22 protein-coding genes, 1 tRNA gene and 1 other annotated feature are annotated in these 21,521 nt (G+C 38.4%); of the genes, 10 read left to right on the top strand and 13 right to left on the bottom strand.

Annotated features, from left to right (window positions below; translation table 11 throughout):
- Positions 1 to 25: 25 nt before the first annotated feature.
- The 3 genes from accA to znuC all read right to left on the bottom strand — a co-directional run bounded on the left by accA (position 26) and on the right by znuC (position 2,653).
- Complete coding sequence (gene accA / locus ACPT8O_RS03440) at positions 26 to 973, bottom strand: acetyl-CoA carboxylase carboxyl transferase subunit alpha (protein WP_021035674.1); 948 nt, start codon at positions 971 to 973, stop codon at positions 26 to 28.
- Between the two features lie 88 nt (positions 974 to 1,061).
- Positions 1,062 to 1,847, bottom strand: coding sequence for a zinc ABC transporter permease subunit ZnuB (znuB, locus tag ACPT8O_RS03435; RefSeq protein WP_005693761.1), 786 nt, complete (start codon positions 1,845 to 1,847; stop codon positions 1,062 to 1,064).
- On the bottom strand, positions 1,847 to 2,653 hold the full coding sequence (gene znuC / locus ACPT8O_RS03430) for a zinc ABC transporter ATP-binding protein ZnuC (RefSeq protein WP_021035675.1): 807 nt from the start codon (positions 2,651 to 2,653) through the stop codon (positions 1,847 to 1,849). Before znuC ends, znuB begins: the two co-directional genes overlap by 1 nt.
- Positions 2,654 to 2,824: 171 nt before the next feature.
- Here znuC and mepM point away from each other — a divergent pair, with 171 nt between their 5' ends.
- Both mepM and ACPT8O_RS03420 read left to right on the top strand, forming a co-directional pair.
- Positions 2,825 to 4,252, top strand: a complete 1,428-nt coding sequence (gene mepM, locus ACPT8O_RS03425; RefSeq protein ID WP_021035676.1) for a murein DD-endopeptidase MepM — start codon at positions 2,825 to 2,827, stop codon at positions 4,250 to 4,252.
- 114 nt (positions 4,253 to 4,366) lie between these two features.
- Positions 4,367 to 5,323, top strand: a complete 957-nt coding sequence (locus ACPT8O_RS03420; RefSeq protein ID WP_021035677.1) for a sigma 54-interacting transcriptional regulator — start codon at positions 4,367 to 4,369, stop codon at positions 5,321 to 5,323.
- A 95-nt stretch (positions 5,324 to 5,418) separates the two neighbouring features.
- Here the strand turns inward: ACPT8O_RS03420 and hfq are convergent, their stop codons facing one another.
- Entirely contained in the window at positions 5,419 to 5,694 is a 276-nt protein-coding gene (hfq, locus tag ACPT8O_RS03415) for an RNA chaperone Hfq (RefSeq protein WP_005693756.1), read from the bottom strand.
- A gap of 90 nt (positions 5,695 to 5,784) precedes the next feature.
- Complete coding sequence (gene rluC / locus ACPT8O_RS03410; protein WP_021035678.1) at positions 5,785 to 6,753, bottom strand: 23S rRNA pseudouridine(955/2504/2580) synthase RluC; 969 nt, start codon at positions 6,751 to 6,753, stop codon at positions 5,785 to 5,787.
- Between the two features lie 418 nt (positions 6,754 to 7,171).
- On the opposite strand from rluC, the gene rne reads away from it, so the two are divergent.
- Together rne and ACPT8O_RS03400 are read left to right on the top strand one after the other, a co-directional pair.
- Positions 7,172 to 9,976 (top strand): ribonuclease E, encoded by a 2,805-nt coding sequence (gene rne, locus ACPT8O_RS03405; RefSeq protein WP_041175380.1) that lies wholly within the window; start codon positions 7,172 to 7,174, stop codon positions 9,974 to 9,976.
- A gap of 151 nt (positions 9,977 to 10,127) precedes the next feature.
- Positions 10,128 to 10,217: transfer RNA gene (locus tag ACPT8O_RS03400), tRNA-Ser, on the top strand.
- A 50-nt stretch (positions 10,218 to 10,267) separates the two neighbouring features.
- On the opposite strand, the gene priC is transcribed toward ACPT8O_RS03400, so the two are convergent.
- The 8 genes from priC to ACPT8O_RS03360 all read right to left on the bottom strand — a co-directional run bounded on the left by priC (position 10,268) and on the right by ACPT8O_RS03360 (position 15,815).
- Positions 10,268 to 10,852: a primosomal replication protein PriC gene (gene priC / locus ACPT8O_RS03395; protein ID WP_021035682.1), complete on the bottom strand. Its 585-nt coding sequence runs from the start codon at positions 10,850 to 10,852 to the stop codon at positions 10,268 to 10,270.
- A gap of 32 nt (positions 10,853 to 10,884) precedes the next feature.
- Entirely contained in the window at positions 10,885 to 12,237 is a 1,353-nt protein-coding gene (locus ACPT8O_RS03390) for a Na+/H+ antiporter family protein (RefSeq protein ID WP_021035683.1), read from the bottom strand.
- A 97-nt stretch (positions 12,238 to 12,334) separates the two neighbouring features.
- Positions 12,335 to 12,456 (bottom strand) — a sequence feature (His leader region).
- A 94-nt stretch (positions 12,457 to 12,550) separates the two neighbouring features.
- On the bottom strand, positions 12,551 to 13,240 hold the full coding sequence (rnt, locus tag ACPT8O_RS03385) for a ribonuclease T (RefSeq protein WP_021035684.1): 690 nt from the start codon (positions 13,238 to 13,240) through the stop codon (positions 12,551 to 12,553).
- Positions 13,241 to 13,313: 73 nt separating this feature from the next.
- Positions 13,314 to 13,721: a lactoylglutathione lyase gene (gene gloA, locus ACPT8O_RS03380; RefSeq protein WP_005688980.1), complete on the bottom strand. Its 408-nt coding sequence runs from the start codon at positions 13,719 to 13,721 to the stop codon at positions 13,314 to 13,316.
- A 66-nt stretch (positions 13,722 to 13,787) separates the two neighbouring features.
- Positions 13,788 to 14,192: a type II toxin-antitoxin system VapC family toxin gene (locus tag ACPT8O_RS03375; protein ID WP_021035685.1), complete on the bottom strand. Its 405-nt coding sequence runs from the start codon at positions 14,190 to 14,192 to the stop codon at positions 13,788 to 13,790.
- Positions 14,189 to 14,425 (bottom strand): antitoxin, encoded by a 237-nt coding sequence (locus tag ACPT8O_RS03370; RefSeq protein ID WP_005656316.1) that lies wholly within the window; start codon positions 14,423 to 14,425, stop codon positions 14,189 to 14,191. The genes ACPT8O_RS03375 and ACPT8O_RS03370 overlap by 4 nt, the downstream gene beginning before the upstream one ends.
- A 92-nt stretch (positions 14,426 to 14,517) precedes the next feature.
- Positions 14,518 to 15,243, bottom strand: coding sequence for a carboxy-S-adenosyl-L-methionine synthase CmoA (cmoA, locus tag ACPT8O_RS03365; RefSeq protein ID WP_021035687.1), 726 nt, complete (start codon positions 15,241 to 15,243; stop codon positions 14,518 to 14,520).
- 53 nt (positions 15,244 to 15,296) lie between these two features.
- Positions 15,297 to 15,815 carry an isoprenylcysteine carboxyl methyltransferase family protein gene (locus ACPT8O_RS03360; RefSeq protein WP_005688985.1) on the bottom strand — a complete coding sequence of 173 codons (519 nt, stop codon included), beginning with the start codon at positions 15,813 to 15,815 and terminating at the stop codon, positions 15,297 to 15,299.
- Between the two features lie 218 nt (positions 15,816 to 16,033).
- Between ACPT8O_RS03360 and aspS the strand changes: the two genes are divergently transcribed.
- The 6 genes from aspS to ruvB all read left to right on the top strand — a co-directional run bounded on the left by aspS (position 16,034) and on the right by ruvB (position 21,509).
- Positions 16,034 to 17,800, top strand: coding sequence for an aspartate--tRNA ligase (aspS, locus tag ACPT8O_RS03355; RefSeq protein ID WP_021035688.1), 1,767 nt, complete (start codon positions 16,034 to 16,036; stop codon positions 17,798 to 17,800).
- A 21-nt stretch (positions 17,801 to 17,821) separates the two neighbouring features.
- Positions 17,822 to 18,298 carry a dihydroneopterin triphosphate diphosphatase gene (gene nudB / locus ACPT8O_RS03350; RefSeq protein ID WP_021035689.1) on the top strand — a complete coding sequence of 159 codons (477 nt, stop codon included), beginning with the start codon at positions 17,822 to 17,824 and terminating at the stop codon, positions 18,296 to 18,298.
- Between the two features lie 159 nt (positions 18,299 to 18,457).
- Positions 18,458 to 19,198: a YebC/PmpR family DNA-binding transcriptional regulator gene (locus ACPT8O_RS03345; RefSeq protein ID WP_005662961.1), complete on the top strand. Its 741-nt coding sequence runs from the start codon at positions 18,458 to 18,460 to the stop codon at positions 19,196 to 19,198.
- Between the two features lie 46 nt (positions 19,199 to 19,244).
- Entirely contained in the window at positions 19,245 to 19,817 is a 573-nt protein-coding gene (ruvC, locus tag ACPT8O_RS03340; protein ID WP_005662962.1) for a crossover junction endodeoxyribonuclease RuvC, read from the top strand.
- A gap of 62 nt (positions 19,818 to 19,879) precedes the next feature.
- Positions 19,880 to 20,494, top strand: a complete 615-nt coding sequence (gene ruvA / locus ACPT8O_RS03335) for a Holliday junction branch migration protein RuvA (RefSeq protein WP_021035691.1) — start codon at positions 19,880 to 19,882, stop codon at positions 20,492 to 20,494.
- Between the two features lie 7 nt (positions 20,495 to 20,501).
- Positions 20,502 to 21,509, top strand: coding sequence for a Holliday junction branch migration DNA helicase RuvB (ruvB, locus tag ACPT8O_RS03330; RefSeq protein WP_021035692.1), 1,008 nt, complete (start codon positions 20,502 to 20,504; stop codon positions 21,507 to 21,509).
- The last annotated feature ends 12 nt before the right edge of the window (positions 21,510 to 21,521 follow it).

Here is a 21,521-nt window from a genome sequence, read left to right as displayed (position 1 = left end):
AATCACCGCTCTTTTAGAATGTTAGTTAGCAATAACCGTAAGACATTAAACGTTCATAGCGTCTATTTAATAATTCTTCTTTGCTTAGTTCATCGAGTTCAGCTAAATCTTCTTTTAAACGAAGTTTTAAGTTTTCAGCTATTTTCGCATAATTGCGATGTGCGCCACCCAAAGGTTCTTGCACAATGCTGTCGATAAGATTTAATTCTTTTAAACGGCTTGCGGTTAATCCCATTACTTCTGCTGCTGTTGATGCCTTTTCCGCACTTTTCCAAAGAATAGAAGCGCAGCCTTCAGGCGAGATCACAGAATAAGTGGAATACTGCAACATATTCACTTTATCGCCCACGCCAATAGCTAATGCACCGCCCGAACCGCCTTCGCCGATAACGGTACAAATAACAGGAACGGTAAGTTGTGCCATTTCGCGTAAGTTACGGGCGATAGCTTCCGCTTGACCACGTTCTTCTGCGCCGATACCAGGATAAGCTCCTGGTGTGTCAATAAATGTGATAATTGGCAATTTAAAACGTTCAGCCATTTCCATTAAACGTAAAGCCTTGCGGTAGCCTTCAGGTGCTGGCATACCAAAATTGCGTTGTACTTTTTCTTTTACAGAACGACCTTTTTGATGACCGATAACCATCACTGGACGACCATCTAAACGCGCCAAGCCACCAACAATGGCTTTATCATCAGCAAAAGCGCGATCCCCTGCAAGTTCTTCAAATTCCGTAAAAATATGTTCGATATAATCTAATGTATAGGGGCGGTTTGGATGACGCGCCATACGTGAAACTTGCCAAGCATCAAGGTTGGCAAAGGTTTTTTTAGTGAGTTCGTTACTTTTCTTTTGTAAGCGTTTGATTTCATCAGTTAAATCAACTTTATCATCTGATGCTGCTCGTAATGCTTCAATTTTTGCTTCTAATTCAGCAATCGGCAATTCAAAATCTAAATATTCTTGGTTCATTTTGTTATCCTAAAAAGACCGTAAAAACTGACCGCACTTTATCAAGAATTAAACTGTGGCGCAAATGGTTTTCACTGGTTGGGCAAGCTTATAATCGCTCTCTTTTAAAGAGCGATAAGACAAATAAAAACGCGGAACAAATCACAACAGAAGGCCCAGCAGCGGTATCATAAAAGGCTGATAATATTAATCCACCTATAATCGATAACATACTCATAATAATCGCCCAGCCCACCATAGATTCTGGCGTTCTCGCAAAGCGACGAGCGGTTGCCGCAGGGATTATTAATAAGGATGTGATAATTAATGCACCGACAAATTTCATACTCAAGGCAATAGTCAATGCGGTCAATATCATTAAAATAAAACGCATTTTTTTGATATTAATACCTTCAACTTGCGCAAGTTCTGGCGATACAGTGGTGGAAAGTAAGGATTGCCAAAAATAAATTAATGTTGAAAGCACAATTATCACGCCAATGCCAATATAAATTAAATCCGTATAATTAATTGCGAGCAAATCCCCGAATAAGTAATTCATTAAATCTACCCGTACATTCCGTAATAATCCTACGGTTACAACCCCGAGAGATAAACAGCTATGGGCAATAATGCCGAGCAAGGTATCAATAGAAAATTGCGTATTGCTTTCTAACCACACCATTGCGATAGCAAGAATTAAGGTAAGCACCACAATCGCAATGTAAGGATTGACTTGTAAGAAAATACCTAACGCCACGCCGAGCAACGCAGAGTGAGAAAGAGTGTCGCCAAAATAAGCCATTTTCCGCCATACCACAAATACGCCAAGTGGCGCGGTAATAAGCGAAAGCACAATGCCTGTTAAAAGGGCAGGAAATAAAATTTCAAACATTATTTATCCTTATTTTGACAATGCACTGCTGATGAATTACAACCGCACACATCACCGTGCAAGGTGTGATGATGATTGTGATGATGGGTATAAAAGCCGACATTTTGTGCGAGCTGATTTCCCCATAAACGCATAAATGTTGGATCATTTGAGAGAACATCGGGCGTACCTGCACAGCAAATATGTTGGTTAATACACAATACTTCTTTACTATCCGCCATCACAATGTGTAAATCGTGTGATACCATCAATACGGCACAATTTAATTTTTGTTGGGTTTGATGAATGAGCTGATAAAGTTCTGCCTGCCCAGTAATATCTACGCCTTGAGTGGGTTCGTCTAGCACAAGTAAATTCGGTTTATTTAAAATTGCACGCGTCAATAATACACGTTGCATTTCGCCACCAGAAAGTTTTTGCATATTGCTTTTGCGTAAATGTGAAATCGAAAGTTGCTCAAGTGCGGTGGATATTTCTTGGGTTTTAATGCCTTTTTTTAGCGAAAGAAATCGCTCAACCGTAATAGGCAAACTATGATCCAAATGGATTTTTTGTGGTACATAACCAATGCGAACATTTTTACTATAAATGACTTCGCCAGAAGTGGGCGTTTGTAGTTTTAATAAGGTTTTTAACAACGTAGATTTTCCACCACCATTTGGCCCCACAATGGTAATAATAGAATTGGGATAGATATTTAAATTAATATCTTGCAGAGCGGTTTTTTGTGCGAAAACCACATTGATATTTTTTAATTGAATGAGCGGTTGTGGATTTTGCTCGTTGCGAATGGCTGTGATATTCATAAAATCGCCGTGTTTTCAACAATGGTTGGGGAAAATAACGCATTTTTATAGAATTCTCAAGATTTTCTATCCAATGTCGAATATTTAAGCATTTGAATAATGCTTTTTCCATAGGAATGAATTTTCTTTATAATCTGTAGTCTGAATGCTGAAAACTTTTTTATTTTAGGGATGCCAGTGCAACACGTAAAATTAGCTCGAGATAGACGAAAAAAACGCGCATATATAAAAGTAGGCGTGTTTTTTGTTGCTATTCTGCTTATTTTGACAGGCATTTTACTTACAATAAAAGACAAATCTGAAGAAAATCCCATATTTTCCACCTCTGACAGTGGGGAATATCACGAGTTAAATACATCGCCAAATAAAAATTCCACCGCACTTCAACCTGATGAAGATGCCACCTCTTATGATGATGAACTACAAGCAAAAGATGATGAAGTTGATGAAGTAAAACTATCTTCAGATGATCTCGGTACTTTACCTCAACACGCACAAGACGCACTCAATGGTTTATTAGACGCAGCCGATCAAGCCATAAGAATTACTGATCAATTTAGCTATACGGTAACCGAAGGAGATACGTTAAAAGATGTTTTAGTTTTATCTGGTTTAGATGATTCATCAGTACAACCGTTGATTAAGCTTGATCCCGAATTAGCCCACTTAAAAGCAGGTCAGCAATTTTACTGGATTTTAAATAAAAATGATAACTTGGAATATTTAAATTGGCTGGTTTCTGAAAAAGAAGAACGTATTTATGAACGTCTCGAAGATGGGAAATTTAAACGCCAAGTTATTGAAAAGAAAAGTATTTGGCGAAAAGAAGTATTAAAAGGCGAGATTCAAAATTCTTTAAATAGTAGTTTAAGAGAACAAGGTCTTGATACGCGACAAATTAGCCAACTTAGTAACGCCTTACAATGGCAAGTGAGTTTACGAAAACTAAAAAAAGGCACTCAATTTGCCATTTTAGTTTCTCGTGAATATTTAGGCGATAAACTTACAGGTCAAGGTAATGTTGAAGCGTTACGTATTTCATCTGGTGGTAAAAATTATTATGCAGTGCAAGCGGCAAATGGTCGTTATTATAATCAGCAAGGGGAAACTTTAGGCAAAGGTTTTGCTCGTTATCCATTGCAGCGACAAGCGCGAGTTTCCTCCCCTTTTAATCCAAATCGTCGCCATCCAGTAACAGGACGTGTTCGTCCCCATAAAGGCGTGGATTTCTCTGTTTCTCAAGGCACACCAGTTATTGCACCAGCAGATGGTACAGTTGAAAAGGTCGCTTATCAGGCTGGCGGTGCTGGGCGTTATGTTATGTTGCGTCACGGGCGTGAATATCAAACTGTTTATATGCACTTGAGCAAATCCTTAGTAAAAGCAGGGCAAACAGTTAAAAAAGGCGAACGTATTGCACTTTCTGGTAACACGGGCATTTCTACGGGGCCGCATTTACATTATGAATTTCATATTAACGGTCGAGCTGTTAATCCTCTTACCGTAAAATTACCTGGTACTAGCAGCGGTATGAGTTCAGCTGAACGTAAACAATTCCTTGTTCGTGTTCGTGAAGCAGAAAAAATGTTAAAACCTTAGCTATATAAAGTGCGGTCAAAAATGATCGCATTTTTACCTTATGTAAAATAATATTTACACTTTGTTGTAAAGAAATTATCATAGCCATATCTTAATTATCTCCATTCCCTGAATATGACGATTTCTAAATTTGATCCTCAAAAACCCTTCGATTGTTTTGTTGTACAAAGTGAAGCGATGAAAAGTGCGGTAGAAAACGCGAAACGTTTTGCTATGTTTGATGTGCCTTTGTTAATTCAAGGCGAAACGGGGACAGGAAAGGATTTGTTAGCGAAAGCCTGCCATTATCAGAGTTTACGTCGTGATAAGAAATTTATCGCAGTAAATTGTGCGGGGTTGCCGGATGAAGATGCCGAAAGTGAAATGTTTGGTAGAAAAGTTGGCGACAGTGAAACCATTGGTTTTTTTGAATACGCAAATGAGGGTACAGTTTTACTTGATGGTATTGCTGAACTTTCATTGGGTTTGCAGGCTAAATTATTGCGTTTTTTAACGGATGGATCTTTTCGTCGAGTAGGCGAAGAAAAGGAGCATTATGCAAATGTGCGCGTGATTTGCACATCACAGGTTCCACTCCATTTTCTTGTTGAGCAAGGTAAAGTACGTGCTGATTTATTTCATCGCTTAAATGTTCTCACTATTAATGTGCCTGCATTACGCAATCGCGTTGCAGATATTGAGCCACTGGCACAAGGTTTTTTACAGGAAATCAGTGAAGAATTAAAAATTGCAAAACCAACTTTCGATAAAGATTTTCTTCTTTATTTGCAGAAATATGATTGGAAAGGGAATGTTCGTGAGCTTTATAACACCCTTTATCGTGCCTGCTCTCTGGTACAAGATAATCATTTGACTATCGAAAGTTTAAATCTTGCTCCGCCACAAAGTGCGGTAATTTCTTTGGATGAATTTGGAAATAAAACCTTAGATGAAATCATCGGATCTTATGAAGCACAAGTTCTAAAATTATTTTATGCAGAATATCCAAGCACGCGAAAATTAGCTCAACGTTTAGGCGTTTCCCATACTGCGATTGCGAATAAATTGAAACAATATGGAATTGGAAAATAATTTTCCGATTTGAAATGGAAAAAGTGCGGTTGAAATTTCCTAAGAATTTTCAACCGCACTTAATAAATATTGATTGTCCATTAATGGTGTTGTGATTACTCTGCTTGAGTTTCCACGTTTTCAACTGCTTCTGTTGGAGCAGTATGATGATTATTATTGTGATGCGAAACTGAACGAGCAGGTACAACCGTTGAAATTGCGTGTTTATATACCATTTGGTTCACTGTGTTTTTTAATAAAATCACGAATTGATCGAATGATTCAATTTGACCTTGAAGTTTAATTCCGTTTACAAGGTAAATTGATACAGGAATGCGTTCACGACGAAGCGCATTTAAATAAGGATCTTGTAAAGATTGTCCTTTTGCCATTTTGCTATCCTTTGTTGTCGTTATTATGAAATTTGTTGATAGAAACGAGTTGTCTCCGTGTGCAAGTGTAGCAATAAACAGAAATATTGTCTATTTGCTTTCCCGTAACTTTTGCAAAATTGCTTTCATTTGATGATCTAGTGGCGCATTAAAGCGTAGCGTTTCGCCATTTTTAGGGTGTTCAAATCGAATTGAAAAAGCGTGTAAAAATAAACGGTTTAATCCTAATTCATTCATTTGTTTATCAAAATCTTTATCGCCGTATTTATCATCTAATGCAATAGGATGCCCAGCATATTGTGTATGCACACGGATTTGATGGGTTCGCCCTGTGACCGGCGATGCTTTTACGAGAGTAGCATTTGTATAGCGTTCTTCAATGCTAAAGCGAGTTTCAGATGGTTTGCCTTGCTCGCTGACACGCACAATACGCTCTCCGCTAGATAATTCATTTTTCAAAAGAGGGGCTTGAATAACTTTTATATGGGATTGCCATTGCCCACGTACTAACGCTAAATAATCTTTTTGAACGGTTTTGACGCGAAGTTGTTCGTGCAAATTGCGTAATGCTGAACGTTTTTTCGCAATTAATAAAATGCCTGATGTATCGCGATCCAAACGATGAACCAGTTCTAAAAAGCATGCTTCTGGGCGTAATGCTCGTAAGGCTTCAATCACACCAAAATTTAAACCACTCCCGCCATGCACTGCGATTCCTGAGGGTTTATTTAAAATAATCAAGCAATCATCTTCAAATAAAATTTGGTTTTCAAGTGCGGTAACTTTATTGAGATTTTTTGAAATCGGCGCATCATTTTTTTCTGCGACACGCACTGGTGGAATGCGTACAACATCGCCTGTTTGCAATTTATATTCTGGTTTAATTCTGCCTTTGTTTACTCGCACTTCGCCTTTACGCACAATGCGATAAATTAAACTTTTAGGTACGCCTTTGAGTTTTGCTAATAAATAATTATCAATTCGTTGTCCACTTTCATCTTCACTAATTGTCAGCATTTTTACGGATGAATTAATGATGTTTTCATTTTGTTTTGTCATTTTGTTCCCTTTTGAAAATCGCTGCAAATCATATCACAAAGGTGCTATGAACGTAATATGAACGTAACGCTAGAACGTAAATTCGCCTTGCCAATTAATCGTTTTCTATGGATAATAGAACGTCTTTTTGCGCCTAAGAATTTGCGTAAAAAGGATAAGTTTTGTTGGTAAAAACTCAATGCAGCACTCGGCATAAGACATTGATAATCAACATTTTTCTTAAAATAAATTAGCCGCTTGCAACGCGTGCGGAATATCGCGTTGTTTTATCAAGCAAACATTTGTGCTTAATAACCTTATCAATGCACCCAGCAACATACAGTCGTGAGATTGACTGGCGCGAGAAACACGAGGTCGATAATGAAGCAAAGTGCGGTTTATTTTGAGGTTTTTTAAATATTTAATAAGAGAATTGACAATGAAAAGAATGTTAATCAATGCGACTCAAAAAGAAGAGTTGCGTGTTGCGCTTGTCGATGGACAACGCCTTTTTGACTTGGACATTGAAAGTCCGGGACACGAACAAAAAAAAGCGAATATCTACAAAGGAAAAATTACTCGCGTTGAGCCAAGCTTAGAAGCGGCTTTTGTAGATTATGGTGCAGAACGTCACGGTTTTTTACCTTTAAAAGAAATTGCCCGTGAATATTTTCCCGATGATTATGTTTTCCAAGGTCGTCCGAATATACGCGATATTTTGGTTGAAGGACAGGAAGTTATCGTTCAAGTTAATAAAGAAGAACGTGGTAATAAAGGGGCTGCATTAACCACTTTTGTTTCTCTTGCTGGCAGTTATTTGGTACTTATGCCGAATAATCCACGGGCAGGGGGAATTTCTCGCCGTATTGAAGGCGATGAACGTATTGAACTAAAAGAAGCATTAAGTTCATTAGATGTGCCTGACGGTGTAGGCTTAATCGTCCGTACTGCTGGTGTGGGAAAATCGCCAGAAGAATTACAATGGGATTTAAAAGTATTATTACATCATTGGGAAGCGATCAAACAAGCTTCACAAAGCCGTCCAGCTCCATTCTTAATTCATCAAGAAAGCGATGTGATTGTACGTGCTATTCGTGATTATTTGCGTCGTGATATTGGCGAGATCCTTATTGATAGCCCAAAAATTTTTGAGAAAGCGAAAGAACATATCAAACTTGTTCGTCCTGATTTCATCAATCGCGTGAAACTTTATCAAGGCGAAGTGCCACTTTTCAGCCACTATCAAATTGAATCTCAAATTGAATCCGCATTCCAACGTGAAGTACGTTTGCCTTCAGGGGGTTCAATTGTTATTGATGTAACTGAAGCCTTAACCGCTATTGATATTAACTCTGCACGTTCTACTCGTGGTGGCGATATTGAAGAAACGGCATTAAATACCAACCTTGAAGCGGCAGATGAAATCGCGCGTCAATTACGTTTACGTGACTTAGGTGGTTTAGTTGTTATCGATTTCATTGATATGACACCAATCCGCCATCAACGTGAAGTAGAAAATCGTATTCGTGATGCGGTTCGTCCAGATCGCGCCCGTATTCAAATTAGCCGAATTTCTCGTTTCGGCTTGTTGGAAATGTCACGTCAGCGTTTAAGCCCATCATTGGGCGAGTCTTCGCACCATATTTGCCCTCGTTGTCAAGGCACAGGCAAAGTGCGTGATAATGAATCCCTTTCTTTATCTATTTTGCGTTTACTGGAAGAAGAAGCGTTAAAAGAAAATACCAAGCAAGTGCATACCATTGTGCCAGTACAAATTGCCTCTTATCTTCTTAATGAAAAACGCAAAGCAATCAGTAATATTGAAAAGCGTCATAATGTCGATATTATTGTTGCCCCAAATGAAGCAATGGAAACACCGCATTTTAGTGTTTTCCGTTTACGTGATGGCGAAGAAGTAAATGAATTAAGCTATAACTTAGCGAAAATTCACTGTGAGAAAGATGAAAATACTGAAGAATCACTGGTTTCTCGTAATATAGAAACAACAGCTGTTATTGAACAGCCTGCGGTTGAAAGTGCAGCAGTTGCGCTTTCTATTTCAGAAGCTGCGCCAACGCCAGTTGAGCGTAAATCAAATGAACCCTCTTTGTTAGCTAAAATTATTGCGAAGATTAAAGGTTTATTTGCTGCTAAATCTGAAGAAAACAAACCGAAAAATAACCGCACTTCACGCAATCCTAATCGTAATCAACGCCGTTCACAGGATCGTCGCACTTCTCGTCGTCCACGTTCTGAAAATAACGAGGCGGAAAGAACCGAAGAACAGGTTCGCAATGTCCGTGAGCGTAATCAACGCCGTCCACGCCGTAACTTAGTGGAAGAAAGTATCGCTGAAAGTGCGGTAAATTCTACACCTGTTTTTGAGGCTAAAGAAGAAAGAACTGAGCCTGTAACTCAACGTCGCCAACGTCGTGATTTACGTAAACGCGTGCGCGTTGAAGATAATGAAACAGTTGTTGAAAATAATTTGAACACGACTGAAAAAATGTCAGAAATGGATGTAATTACGGTTCAAAATGATGAAAAACCCGTTCATCAGAACCAACGTTCTGAACATCAAGAGCGTCAGCGTCGTACTCCACGTCATTTGCGTACAGCGAATAATCAGCGTCGTCGCCGTAATCAAGAGCCAAAATCGCCAATGCCATTATTTGCTGCGGTGGCTTCACCTGAATTGGCAAGTGGCAAGGCTTGGATTGATTATTCAACGGTAAATCTGCCAAAAGAAAATCATTTCTTATCTGTCGATGAATTGCTTGAGCAAGAGAAAACTAAAAAAGGGTTTATCACGCCAGCAATGGGAATTGTCGTTGAAGAAAAATCCCTTGATGTAAAACCTGCATTAGATTTTATTACTCAACCAGCTAATGAATCGGTACAGAAAAAGGTGCAAGAATCTTTAGAGCGTTTAAATTCATATAAACCTCAAGAAGTTGTTGAATCTATCGAGCCAGCAATTAATGTAAATGAACCTGAAACGGTCGAGAACGTATCAAAATTTGTCCGCACTTATGAATTTAATGGACGTTTAGGTACTATTTCTTCGGTGATTCATACTAAAGCTGAGATGACTTTGGCGAAAGCGAGTGATGAAATGCCAGAGGCTTTCCCAATTAGAGCTTGGCAGGATTCTCGTTATTATTTCTATGGAAAAGGTGCGGCGGGACATCATTGTGCAATTAGCCACGTTTATTCTGAACCTACTCGTGCAAAAGCAGAATAATCAAAAATAAAAATAGAATTGGCGTAACCAAAATTACGTCAATTCTTTTTATTTTATAAGCTGTAGTAAAAATAATCATTTAGAATAAATATGATTATTTCTACTTGACGGTTTTTATTAGAGAACGTATTATTCACGCGCATTAAATCACGGAGGAATGGTCGAGTGGTTGAAGGCACCGGTCTTGAAAACCGGCGAGGGTTTACGCCCTCCTAGGGTTCGAATCCCTATTCCTCCGCCATCAATTTTTACGAGCTAACTAATTCGGAAGAATTAGTTTTTTATTTCTCATCATCTATTTTCCGTATTTTCACGGTTTTCTAATTCTTCTTTAAACACCAAATATTCTTCTAAAAGATCGATTGCCTCTTGGCATTTTTGCTGGCGTTTTTTATAAACTTCTGCAAGTTGAGCATAACGTATTTTTTCATCATTATTTTTTTCAGCTTGTGCTAAATCTTTATGTTGTCGATAAAGATTATTCAACTGCTCTCGTGCCTCGTAATATTTTTCTAGGCGTTCTCTTGGCGGTAATTTATGAATGTTATGTTGAGATTTTTTTTGCGGCTGCGGAGTGAGGTTCGTATTAATGATAAAAGGCTTATTTTTATGCGTGAGTGCTTCTGATAGCGCAGTACATTGGGCAAGTAAGCGTTTGGTAATGAAGATGTAATGATCAGGATTTTCTGATTGTAGGGATTTTATTTTATCAAGGGTTTGATTAATTTCCTTTAGATAAAAGGCAACAGTTTGTCCGTTTTCACTAAATAAAGTGCGGTCAAATTTGGCGAAGATTTTTTCTTCTTGCAGCAAGTTGCTCTGATAAAGTTGTTGAACTTTTTGATCTAAGCGTTGGATAAGTTGTTTAACAGTCATAAAAAAATCCCCCAAGTGGGGGATTATAATCGTTAAAGATACATTGCTGCAATCCAGCCGAATACCAATAATGGAATATTATAGTGAATAAAGGTAGGTACAACAGAATCCCAAATGTGATCGTGTTTGCCATCCATATTCAAGCCAGATGTTGGGCCTAATGTTGAGTCTGATGCGGGCGAACCTGCATCTCCTAAAGCCGCGGCTACGCCCACAATAGAAATTGTCGCTAATGGAGAAAAACCAAAAGATAAACAGAGAGGTACGTAAATTGATGTAATAATCGGTACTGTAGAGAATGATGAGCCAATACCCATTGTAATTAATAAACCAACGACAAGCATTAATAATGCGGCAACACCTTTATTTTGCACAACACCAGAACTTAGGCTTTGTACTAAATCTGTTACGCCAGTGGTGGCATTAATCACATTTGCAAAACCTGAAGCAGCAATCATTACAAAGCCAATCATTGCCATTAAGCGTAAGCCTTGTTGAAAAATATCGTTGCTCTCTTTTAGTTTGAAAATGCCACATAGTACGAAAATAATTAAGCCAATTAAACCGCCAATGATAGTTGAACTTGTGACTAATTGTGTTGCGAAGGTTGCGACAATTGCGATTAAACTTGCAACAATTTGTTTTGGTTTAATATTAGCAATGTGGGCTTCAATATCTTTAGTTGTTGGTTCTTCAACATTGATATTGTATTCACGTGGTTTACGGTAGGTAATAAATACGGCTGTGAGTAAGCCTAAAATCATTCCAATAACAGGTAACAACATTGCTAAAGAAACTTGTGCTACATTTGTTTGTAAACCTAAGGTCGCACCTACTTGATTAATGTTTTTAACTAAAATACTTTCGATAAAGATTTTTCCAAAGCCCACTGGTAATAACATATAGGTAGCAGTTAAACCAAATGTAAGTACGCAAGCTACTGCACGGCGATCAATTTTTAAACGGTTAAAGATTGAAAGCAGCGGTGGTACAACGATTGGAATAAAGGCAATATGCACTGGAAGTAAGTTTTGAGAAGATATGGCAAACAATGCCAACACCGCAAAAATGAAATATTTGAACCAAGTTAAATTGCCAGCAGTTGGTGTTTTATTCATTTTTGTGATGATTTTATAAGCGATTAAATCGGTAATACCTGATTTAGAAATAGCAATAGCGAACGCACCAAGCATTGCATAGTTCATCGCGACTTCAGCACCGCCACCTAAGCCACCTGTAAAGGTTTCGATGGTTTTAGTTAAACCTAAATCACCGATAAATCCTGCGGTAAGTGCAGCAATCACCAGTGCGATAATAACGTTGATGCGTAGCAAACTAAGTGCCAGCAAAACGATGATCGAGATAACAACGGGGTTTGATAACATTGTGTTTTTCCTTGTAAATTAAATGATAAATACTTTACTTTAAAATTTTTATTGAATAAATAATAACGCTAAATTAATGCCTCCTATATCATAAATAAAACAAAACCCCTCGAAAGTAGCCTTCCGAGGGGTAAGATTTTTATTATCCAGTCAGCTCGGAAGAAATCTTCCAAGCACACCAAAAACCTGAAAGATTATTCAGTTGAATGGTGATGATGGTGACGACGGATAATGTTCATTTTTTATCTCCAAATAAGAATTGCTTTTAAACTACTGGAAAAATCAAACGATTGCAACCACTTTTTTAGTTTTTTTAAAGTGCGGTCTGATTTTCTGCTGTGTTTTCTGTTTCATCTATTTGAGAAATATGGGGAAAGCCACCTAAATCTTTTAAATGATTGACCATATAACAGAATAATTCCGCCGTGCGTTCGGTATCATATAGCGCTGAATGGGCTTGTTTCCCATCAAAGGGGATTTTAGCAGCAAGACAGGCTTTAACAAGAACAGTTTGACCAAACATTAAGCCTGCTAAACTTGCCGTGTCAAACATGCCAAAAGGGTGGAAGGGATTACGCTTTACGCCGGTACGTTCAGCAGCAGCCATCACAAAACTTTGGTCAAAAGCAGCATTGTGCGCCACAATGATAGAACGTTGGCAATCCGTATCTTTTTGTCCTCGACGCACCATTTGAAATAACCCCGTGATTGCATCAAGTTCAGATACTGCACCACGTAATGGATTGTGAATATCAATGCCATTAAATTTCAAGGACTCAGGATTAATATTTGCTCCTTCAAAAGGCTCGATATGAAAATGGCATTTCTGATCAGGATGCAAATAACCGTTTTCATCCATTTTTAATGTGATGGCGGCTAGTTCGAGTAACGCATCTTTTTTTGCATCAAAACCTGCAGTTTCAACATCAATAATGACGGGGAAATAGCCACGAAAGCGATTTTTTAATTGGTTGTGATAAGGGATTTCTTGAGAATCGGACATAATCTATCTCTTAAAAATAAAATAACGTAGGAATCCCTACGTTATTAAAAATACAATAAAAATTGACCGCACTTTAGTTGCCTAAACCAGATTTAGTACTTTTGTTTTCGATAAATTCAATTTTATAACCATCTGGATCTTCAACAAAAGCAATGACGGTTGAGCCACCTTTAACTGGCCCTGCTTCGCGAGTAACGTTACCACCGCTTGCACGAACAGCTTCACAAGTCGCATAAATATCATCTACGCCGATAGCGATATGTCCATATGCTGTGCCGTGTTCATATTTATCTACACCCCAGTTGTATGTTAATTCAATTTCTGCCGCACTTTCGCCATCTTCGTAACCTAAAAAAGCCAGTGTATATTTGTATTCAGGGTTTTCACTGGTGCGTAATAAACGCATACCTAAAACATCTTGATAAAATTTGATTGAACGATCTAAATCACCCACGCGTAACATAGTGTGTAAAATTTGCATCGGTTTGTCCTTTTTTAGTTGAGTTAAACAGATTATGTCATAAGTAAAATAAAAAATCAGAATTATCTATTTTGTCCAATCTTGCCACTGAAGATCTGTAATACGCTGAAATTCTTTTACATTATGTGTAATAAGAACAGCATTTAAACTCAATGCGTGACAAGCAATCCATAGATCATTATTTCCGATAGGTCTCCCTTGTTTTTTGAGTGTATTTGCCCATTTGCCATAATGTAAACAGATTTGTTCATTGGGATATAGTACATTTACTCGTTCAGTAAGTAATTCTATTGCTCGTATTGATTGCTCATAATTTTGACTACTAAAGGCGCCTTTAATAAGTTCAGCATAAGTAATAAAGCTGATAACTAAGCGATCATTAGGCAATAATTGTGATACTCGTTCGGCAACAATTTTGGGGCGATTTTTCATTAAATAAATAATGATATTGGTGTCTAACATATAAATCATAAATTTTCTCGCTCCTGAGGCGGTAAATCATCACGCGCTTCAAGTGCTTGAATAAAGGTCTCATCAAATCCTTCAAATAACGCAAGAAAATCATCTGTTTTTTTAGAAACTGGGCGTAATACCACATCCCCATTTTCCTTTCGGAAAATTTCTACGGTATCGACATCAAAACGAAAGTCCATCGGGATCCGAACAGCTTGGCTGTTACCACTTTGAAACACTTTAGCAAGCATATTTACCCTCCTGTATATACTATGTATTTAATAAGTATATACTAATCATTTCAATTGCTGTATGCAAGTAAGAAGATTAAATCGCTGTTGTTTTATTTAACCGCAATCATCGAGCCAAAATTAAAGCATTGGAACCAAAGCTCTACTTGTGAAAATCCTACGTTTTTTAACCGCACTTTGTGTGTCTCAATAGAGTCTGTACGCATCACATTTTCAAGTGCAGTGCGTTTCTGGCTCACTTCAAGTTCGCTATAACCATTGGCACGTTTGAATTGGTGGTGCAAGTCAATAAGCAAATTATTAACATTGGTATCTTCAAAACGGAATTTTTCAGAAAGTACTAATACGCCATTTGGATTTAAGCCTTTATAGATTTTGGTAAGCAATGCGATACGATCTTCAGGCGGTAAAAATTGCAAGGTAAAGTTGAGAATGACCATTGAGGCATTTTTAATCTCAATGTAGCGAATATCATTACAGAGAATTTCTACTGGTATCTCACTATGATATGCCGCAATATGTTGGCGACAACGTTCAACCATCGGTTGAGAATTATCGATACCAATAATTTTTACGTTTGGTTGATGAATATTTCGACGTGCAGAAAGTGTGGCGGCACCTCGCGAGCAACCAAGATCATAAACATTACTATCAGCCGTGACGAAACGTTCCGCCAGCATACCGATTGCAGTAATAATGTTGGAATAGCCAGGCACGGAGCGTTGAATCATATCTGGAAAGACTTCAGCAACGTTTTCGTCAAAGATGAAATCCCCCAATTTAGCAATGGGGGTAGAAAATAGAGTATCTTTTACCATAATGTGTTAAAGGCAGAGAGAAAGGGGCATTATTTTAGAAGAAATTTAATAAATTATGATTTAGGAAATAAATGCGCCATGGCACTTTCTTCTTGTTTAATACGCACGCCTAGGATAAGCAAATAAATGGGTAATCCAATCAATGCGGTATATTTTGCTTGGCAGAAAAGCGATAAACCAATTAACTCGGGAATAATGTTTAAGAAATAATTCGGGTGACGTACATATTTAAACAAGAAAGAGCGGTTAATGTGATGTTCCGGTAAAATGTAAAGTTTTACTGTCCAAATCTCTTTTAGCTCATAAATCACATAAAATAGCATTGCAATAGCAAAAATTAAAATCGCTAACCCTATTTGTGAAGTGCTATTAAATGACAGGTTTTGGTTATTAGCCTCAATGATCGCCGCAAAATAAAATACAACATGGGCAATGGACAACAGTGTGGAATTGCGTTTACCATACTGTATTGCACCCTTTGCAATGAGTGCTTTTTCATGACGAATTGAAATAGACAGACTGTAAAAACGGATCGCTAAAATACAGGCAAAAGTAATATTGATAAATAACATGTGGTTATCCTTAACGTAATTTAATCTCAACAAGCCACATAATATAACAAAAAATCTGATGATATGGCACAAAAAAGCCTTTATTTTGAACATTTATTACTTTTCTTTGCTTTTTTGATTGATTTGTCAGCATAAATAACCTTTTTATCTCTCTTGGTTTTCCGCTATAATTGTGGCAGATTTTTGAGCATAATTAAAAGAGTACAAAGGATTTTGAAATGATGCGTACACATTATTGCGGAGCATTAAACCGTAACAATATCGGACAAGACGTAACATTAAGCGGTTGGGTTCATCGCCGTCGTGATTTAGGTGGCTTGATTTTTATTGATATGCGTGATCGTGATGGCGTTGTGCAAGTTTGTTTTGATCCGAAATATCAAGAAGCATTGACAGCGGCTGCGAGTTTACGTAACGAATTTTGTATCCAAATTAAGGGTGAAGTGATCGCACGTCCTGAAAACCAAATCAACAAAAATATGGCAACGGGCGAAGTGGAAGTGTTAGTGAAAGAATTGCGTGTTTACAATGCTTCTGATGTGTTGCCTCTCGACTTTAACCAAAACAATACTGAAGAGCAACGTTTAAAATACCGTTATTTAGATTTACGTCGCCCTGAAATGGCTCAACGTTTGAAAACCCGTGCGAAAATTACCAGTTTTGTACGTCGTTTCATGGATGACAATGGTTTCCTTGATATTGAAACCCCAATGCTTACCAAAGCAACGCCTGAAGGTGCGCGTGACTATTTAGTGCCAAGCCGTGTACATAAAGGCAAATTTTATGCGTTGCCACAATCTCCACAGCTTTTTAAACAGCTTTTGATGATGTCTGGTTTTGACCGTTATTATCAAATCGTAAAATGTTTCCGTGATGAAGATTTACGTGCAGATCGTCAGCCTGAATTTACTCAAATCGATGTGGAAACCTCTTTCTTAACTGCGCCAGAAGTACGTGAAATTATGGAACGTATGGTACACGGCTTATGGCTTGATACCATTGGTGTAGATTTAGGTAAGTTCCCAGTGATGACTTGGCAAGAAGCAATGCGTCGTTTTGGTTCTGATAAGCCAGATTTGCGTAACCCATTAGAAATGGTGGATGTAGAAGATATTGTCAAAGATGTAGATTTCAAAGTATTCCAAGCCCCAGCGAATGATCCAAATGGTCGTGTGGCTGTAATCCGTCTACCGAATGGCAATGAAATTACGCGTAAACAAATTGATGAATATACACAATTTGTTGGTATTTACGGTGCAAAAGGTTTGGCTTGGGCGAAAGTAAATGATATCAATGCAGGCCTTGAAGGCGTACAAAGCCCGATTGCGAAATTCTTAAATGAAGAGGTATGGAAATCATTAGCAGAACGTGTCAATGCTCAAACTGGCGATATTTTATTCTTTGGCGCAGACAAATGGCAAACTACGACGGATGCAATGGGTGCATTGCGTTTGAAATTAGGTCGCGATTTAGGTTTAACTCGTTTAGACGAATGGCAACCACTTTGGGTGATTGATTTCCCAATGTTTGAACGTGATGATGAAGGCAATCTTGCCGCAATGCACCATCCATTTACGTCGCCAAAAGATTTTAGCCCAGAGCAATTAGAAGCCGATCCAACAAGTGCGGTAGCAAATGCTTACGATATGGTAATCAATGGCTATGAAGTAGGTGGCGGTTCAGTACGTATTTTCGATCCGAAAATGCAACAAACTGTATTCCGTATTCTTGGCATTAACGAACAAGAACAACGTGAAAAATTCGGTTTTTTATTAGATGCGTTAAAATTTGGCACACCACCACACGCAGGTTTAGCATTTGGTTTAGACCGTTTAACTATGCTTTTAACTGGCACTGAAAATATCCGCGATGTGATTGCTTTCCCTAAAACTACTGCGGCAGCGTGCTTGATGACAGAAGCGCCTAGCTTTGCGAATCCGCAAGCATTGGAAGAGTTGGCAATTTCTGTCGTTAAAGCAGAATAAGTTTGAAATATTAGGAATGAAGTGCGGTCAGATTTGACCGCATTTTTAATGATGCAATACAAAAATAATCAATCTGTTCTCGTTGTAATTTACGCTACAAATACAAACCGAGTTTTAATGCTCCAACGCCAAGATGATCCTGATTTTTGGCAGTCTGTTACTGGTACCATTGAAAGTGGTGAAACACCAAAAAACACAGCAATTCGTGAGCTATGGGAAGAAGTGCGGTTAGAAATTTCGGAAAATTCCACCGCACTTTTCGATTGCAAAGAGAGCATAGAATTTGAAATTTTTCCACATTTCCGATATAAATACGCACCGAATATCACTCACTGCAAAGAACATTGGTTTTTGTGTGAGGTGGAAAAAGAATTTATTCCAGTATTGAGTGAGCATTTAGATTTTTGCTGGGTATCGGCGAAAAAAGCAGTAGAAATGACGAAATCCCAGAATAATGCGGAAGCTATTAAAAAATATCTTTTTAATCCCCGTAGGTAAGTATACTCACAGCTAATTATGGTAATAGCGGTTCTCTTTTGGGAAAAGCTATATTTACCCCAACGGGGTAACACTTTTACTAGCCTAGGCTATACCTAGCCTAGGTCAAAACGTTTAATTAAATCAAGATCAATAAGATCAAAACAGAAGGAAAACAACATGGCAGGCCATAGTAAGTGGGCTAATATTAAACACCGCAAAGCAGCACAAGATGCACAACGCGGTAAAATTTTTACTAAATTAATTCGTGAACTTGTTACCGCAGCTAAAATTGGTGGTGGTGATGTGAGTGCTAACCCGCGTTTACGTACAGCAGTAGATAAAGCACTTAGCAACAATATGACGCGCGATACTATCAACCGAGCTATTGATCGTGGCGTAGGTGGTGGCGATGACACCAATATGGAAACCAAAATCTATGAAGGTTATGGCCCAGGCGGTACAGCAGTTATGGTTGAATGTTTAAGTGATAATGCAAACCGCACCATTTCACAGGTTCGCCCAAGTTTTACCAAATGTGGTGGTAACTTAGGAACTGAAGGCTCTGTAGGCTACTTATTCAGCAAAAAAGGTTTAATCTTAATCGCAGAAGCGGACGAAGATGCCTTAACTGAAGCGGCTATCGAAGCGGGTGCTGATGATATTCAACCACAAGATGATGGTTCATTTGAAATCTATACTGCTTGGGAAGATTTGGGTTCAGTGCGTGATGGCATTGAAGCAGCTGGCTTTAAAGTTCAAGAAGCTGAAGTAACGATGATTCCATCAACAACCGTTGATCTTGATATCGAAACCGCACCAAAATTACTTCGTTTAATTGATATGTTGGAAGATTGTGATGACGTACAAAACGTATATCACAACGGTGAAATCAGTGACGAAGTGGCATCTCAACTTTAATGATGCAATAAATGGGTAATTTAATTACCCATTTTTTATAGAAATTATGAGCATTATTTTAGGTATTGACCCTGGCTCTCGCGTAACGGGTTATGGTGTGATTCGTCAAACAGGAAGACATTTGGAATATCTCGGCAGTGGTGCAATTCGCACTCAAGTTGAAGATTTACCCACCCGATTGAAACGGATTTATGCTGGAGTGGCTGAAATTATCACGCAATTTCAACCTGATATGTTTGCGATTGAACAAGTGTTTATGGCGAAGAATGCGGATTCAGCTTTAAAACTAGGGCAGGCTCGAGGTACGGCGATTGTGGCGGCAGTAAATCATGATTTACCTGTTTTTGAATATGCCGCACGTTTAGTAAAACAAACGGTTGTGGGCATTGGTTCCGCTGATAAAGTGCAAGTGCAAGAAATGATAACTCGTATTTTGAAGTTATCAGATAAACCTCAAGCCGATGCTGCGGATGCCTTGGCTATCGCGATTACACACGCACATTCTATTCAACATTCTTTACATATTGCCAATTCTGTGAAAATGACAGAAACGCAAGAAAAAATGACCGCACTTTTAAAGACCAGATATAGCCGAGGACGCTTTAGATTAAAAATTTAACTGGATGTTCGTCCAGTTTTATTTTATTCTATGCGTTAAATTTTTTATCATTCGGAAGAATTATGATCGGTCGCTTACAAGGCATTCTTTTAGAAAAACAACCTCCAGAAATTTTACTTAATGTGCAAGGCGTAGGCTATGAATTGCTTTTGCCTATGACGAGTTTCTATGATTTACCAGAAATTGGTCAAGAAACGACTTTATTCACCCATTTTGTTGTTCGGGAAGATGCTCACTTACTCTTTGGATTTGCCCAAAAAACAGACCGCACTTTATTTCGTGAATTAATTAAAACAAATGGGGTGGGGCCTAAATTAGCCTTAGCGATTTTATCCGCCATGTCGGTCGAACAATTTGCCTATGCGATAGAGAGAGAAGAACTTTCTAAACTCACTAAAATCCCAGGGGTTGGCAAAAAAACTGCTGAACGTTTGTTAGTTGAACTGAAAGGTAAATTTAAAGGTGTAAAACAAAGTGATTTCTTTGTAGAAAGTACCCATATTCGGTCAGTTTCATCTATTGAACCGAGTGTAGAAAATTCATCTGATGAAGCTATTTCAGCCTTGATTGCTTTAGGTTATAAACCTTCAGAAGCAGAAAAAATGGTGAAACGAGTTGCTAAGCCAGAATTAACCAGTGAACAAGTTATCCGCGAAGCGTTAAAAGCCGCACTGTAGGAAAGATATGATTGAAGCAGATAGAATTATTAGCGGGCAAGCTAAGGTTGATGAAGATGTTATTGACCGCGCTATTCGCCCTAAACTATTAGCAGATTATGTTGGGCAGCCGCAAGTACGCGAGCAAATGGATATTTTCATCAAGGCTGCCAAACTCCGTCAAGATGCCTTAGATCATTTGTTGATTTTTGGCCCTCCCGGTTTGGGAAAAACAACCCTTGCTAATATTGTGGCAAATGAAATGGGCGTCAATATTCGTACGACATCGGGGCCAGTATTAGAAAAAGCGGGCGATTTGGCTGCAATGCTAACTAATCTTGAACCGCACGATGTATTATTTATTGATGAAATCCATCGACTTTCCCCTGCGATTGAAGAAGTCCTTTATCCAGCAATGGAAGACTATCAATTAGATATTATGATTGGCGAAGGGCCAGCTGCTCGTTCTATTAAATTAGATTTGCCACCTTTTACTTTGGTTGGTGCGACCACTAGAGCGGGTTCTTTGACTTCGCCATTGCGTGATCGTTTTGGTATTGTGCAACGTTTGGAATTCTATTCTGTAGAAGATTTAACCTCTATCGTGGCAAGAAGTGCGGACTGTTTAAATCTTGAATTAGAACAGCAGGCCGCTTTCGAGGTGGCTCGTCGTTCACGAGGCACGCCTCGAATTGCAAACCGTTTATTACGACGTGTGCGTGATTATGCAGATGTACGCAATGGGGGAGTAATTTCGGTAAATGTGGCAAAACAAGCACTTTCAATGTTGGATGTAGATGATGCTGGATTTGATTATTTAGATAGAAAATTGTTGTCTGCAGTTATTGAGCGTTTTGATGGTGGACCTGTGGGGCTGGATAATCTTGCTGCTGCAATTGGCGAAGAACGTGATACCATTGAAGATGTTTTAGAGCCTTATTTGATTCAACAGGGGTTTTTACAAAGAACGCCACGTGGACGTATTGCAACATCGAAAACTTATCGCCATTTCGGTCTGCAGAAATTATCAGACTAGATAAATTTAACT

The sequence above is a fragment of the Haemophilus sp. HN_Hi08 genome (genome assembly GCF_049824455.1).
Taxonomy (GTDB): Bacteria; Pseudomonadota; Gammaproteobacteria; order Enterobacterales; family Pasteurellaceae; genus Haemophilus; species Haemophilus influenzae_D.
Note: the sequence above shows the minus strand (reverse complement) of the source record. Positions and strands in the feature narration are given on the sequence as shown.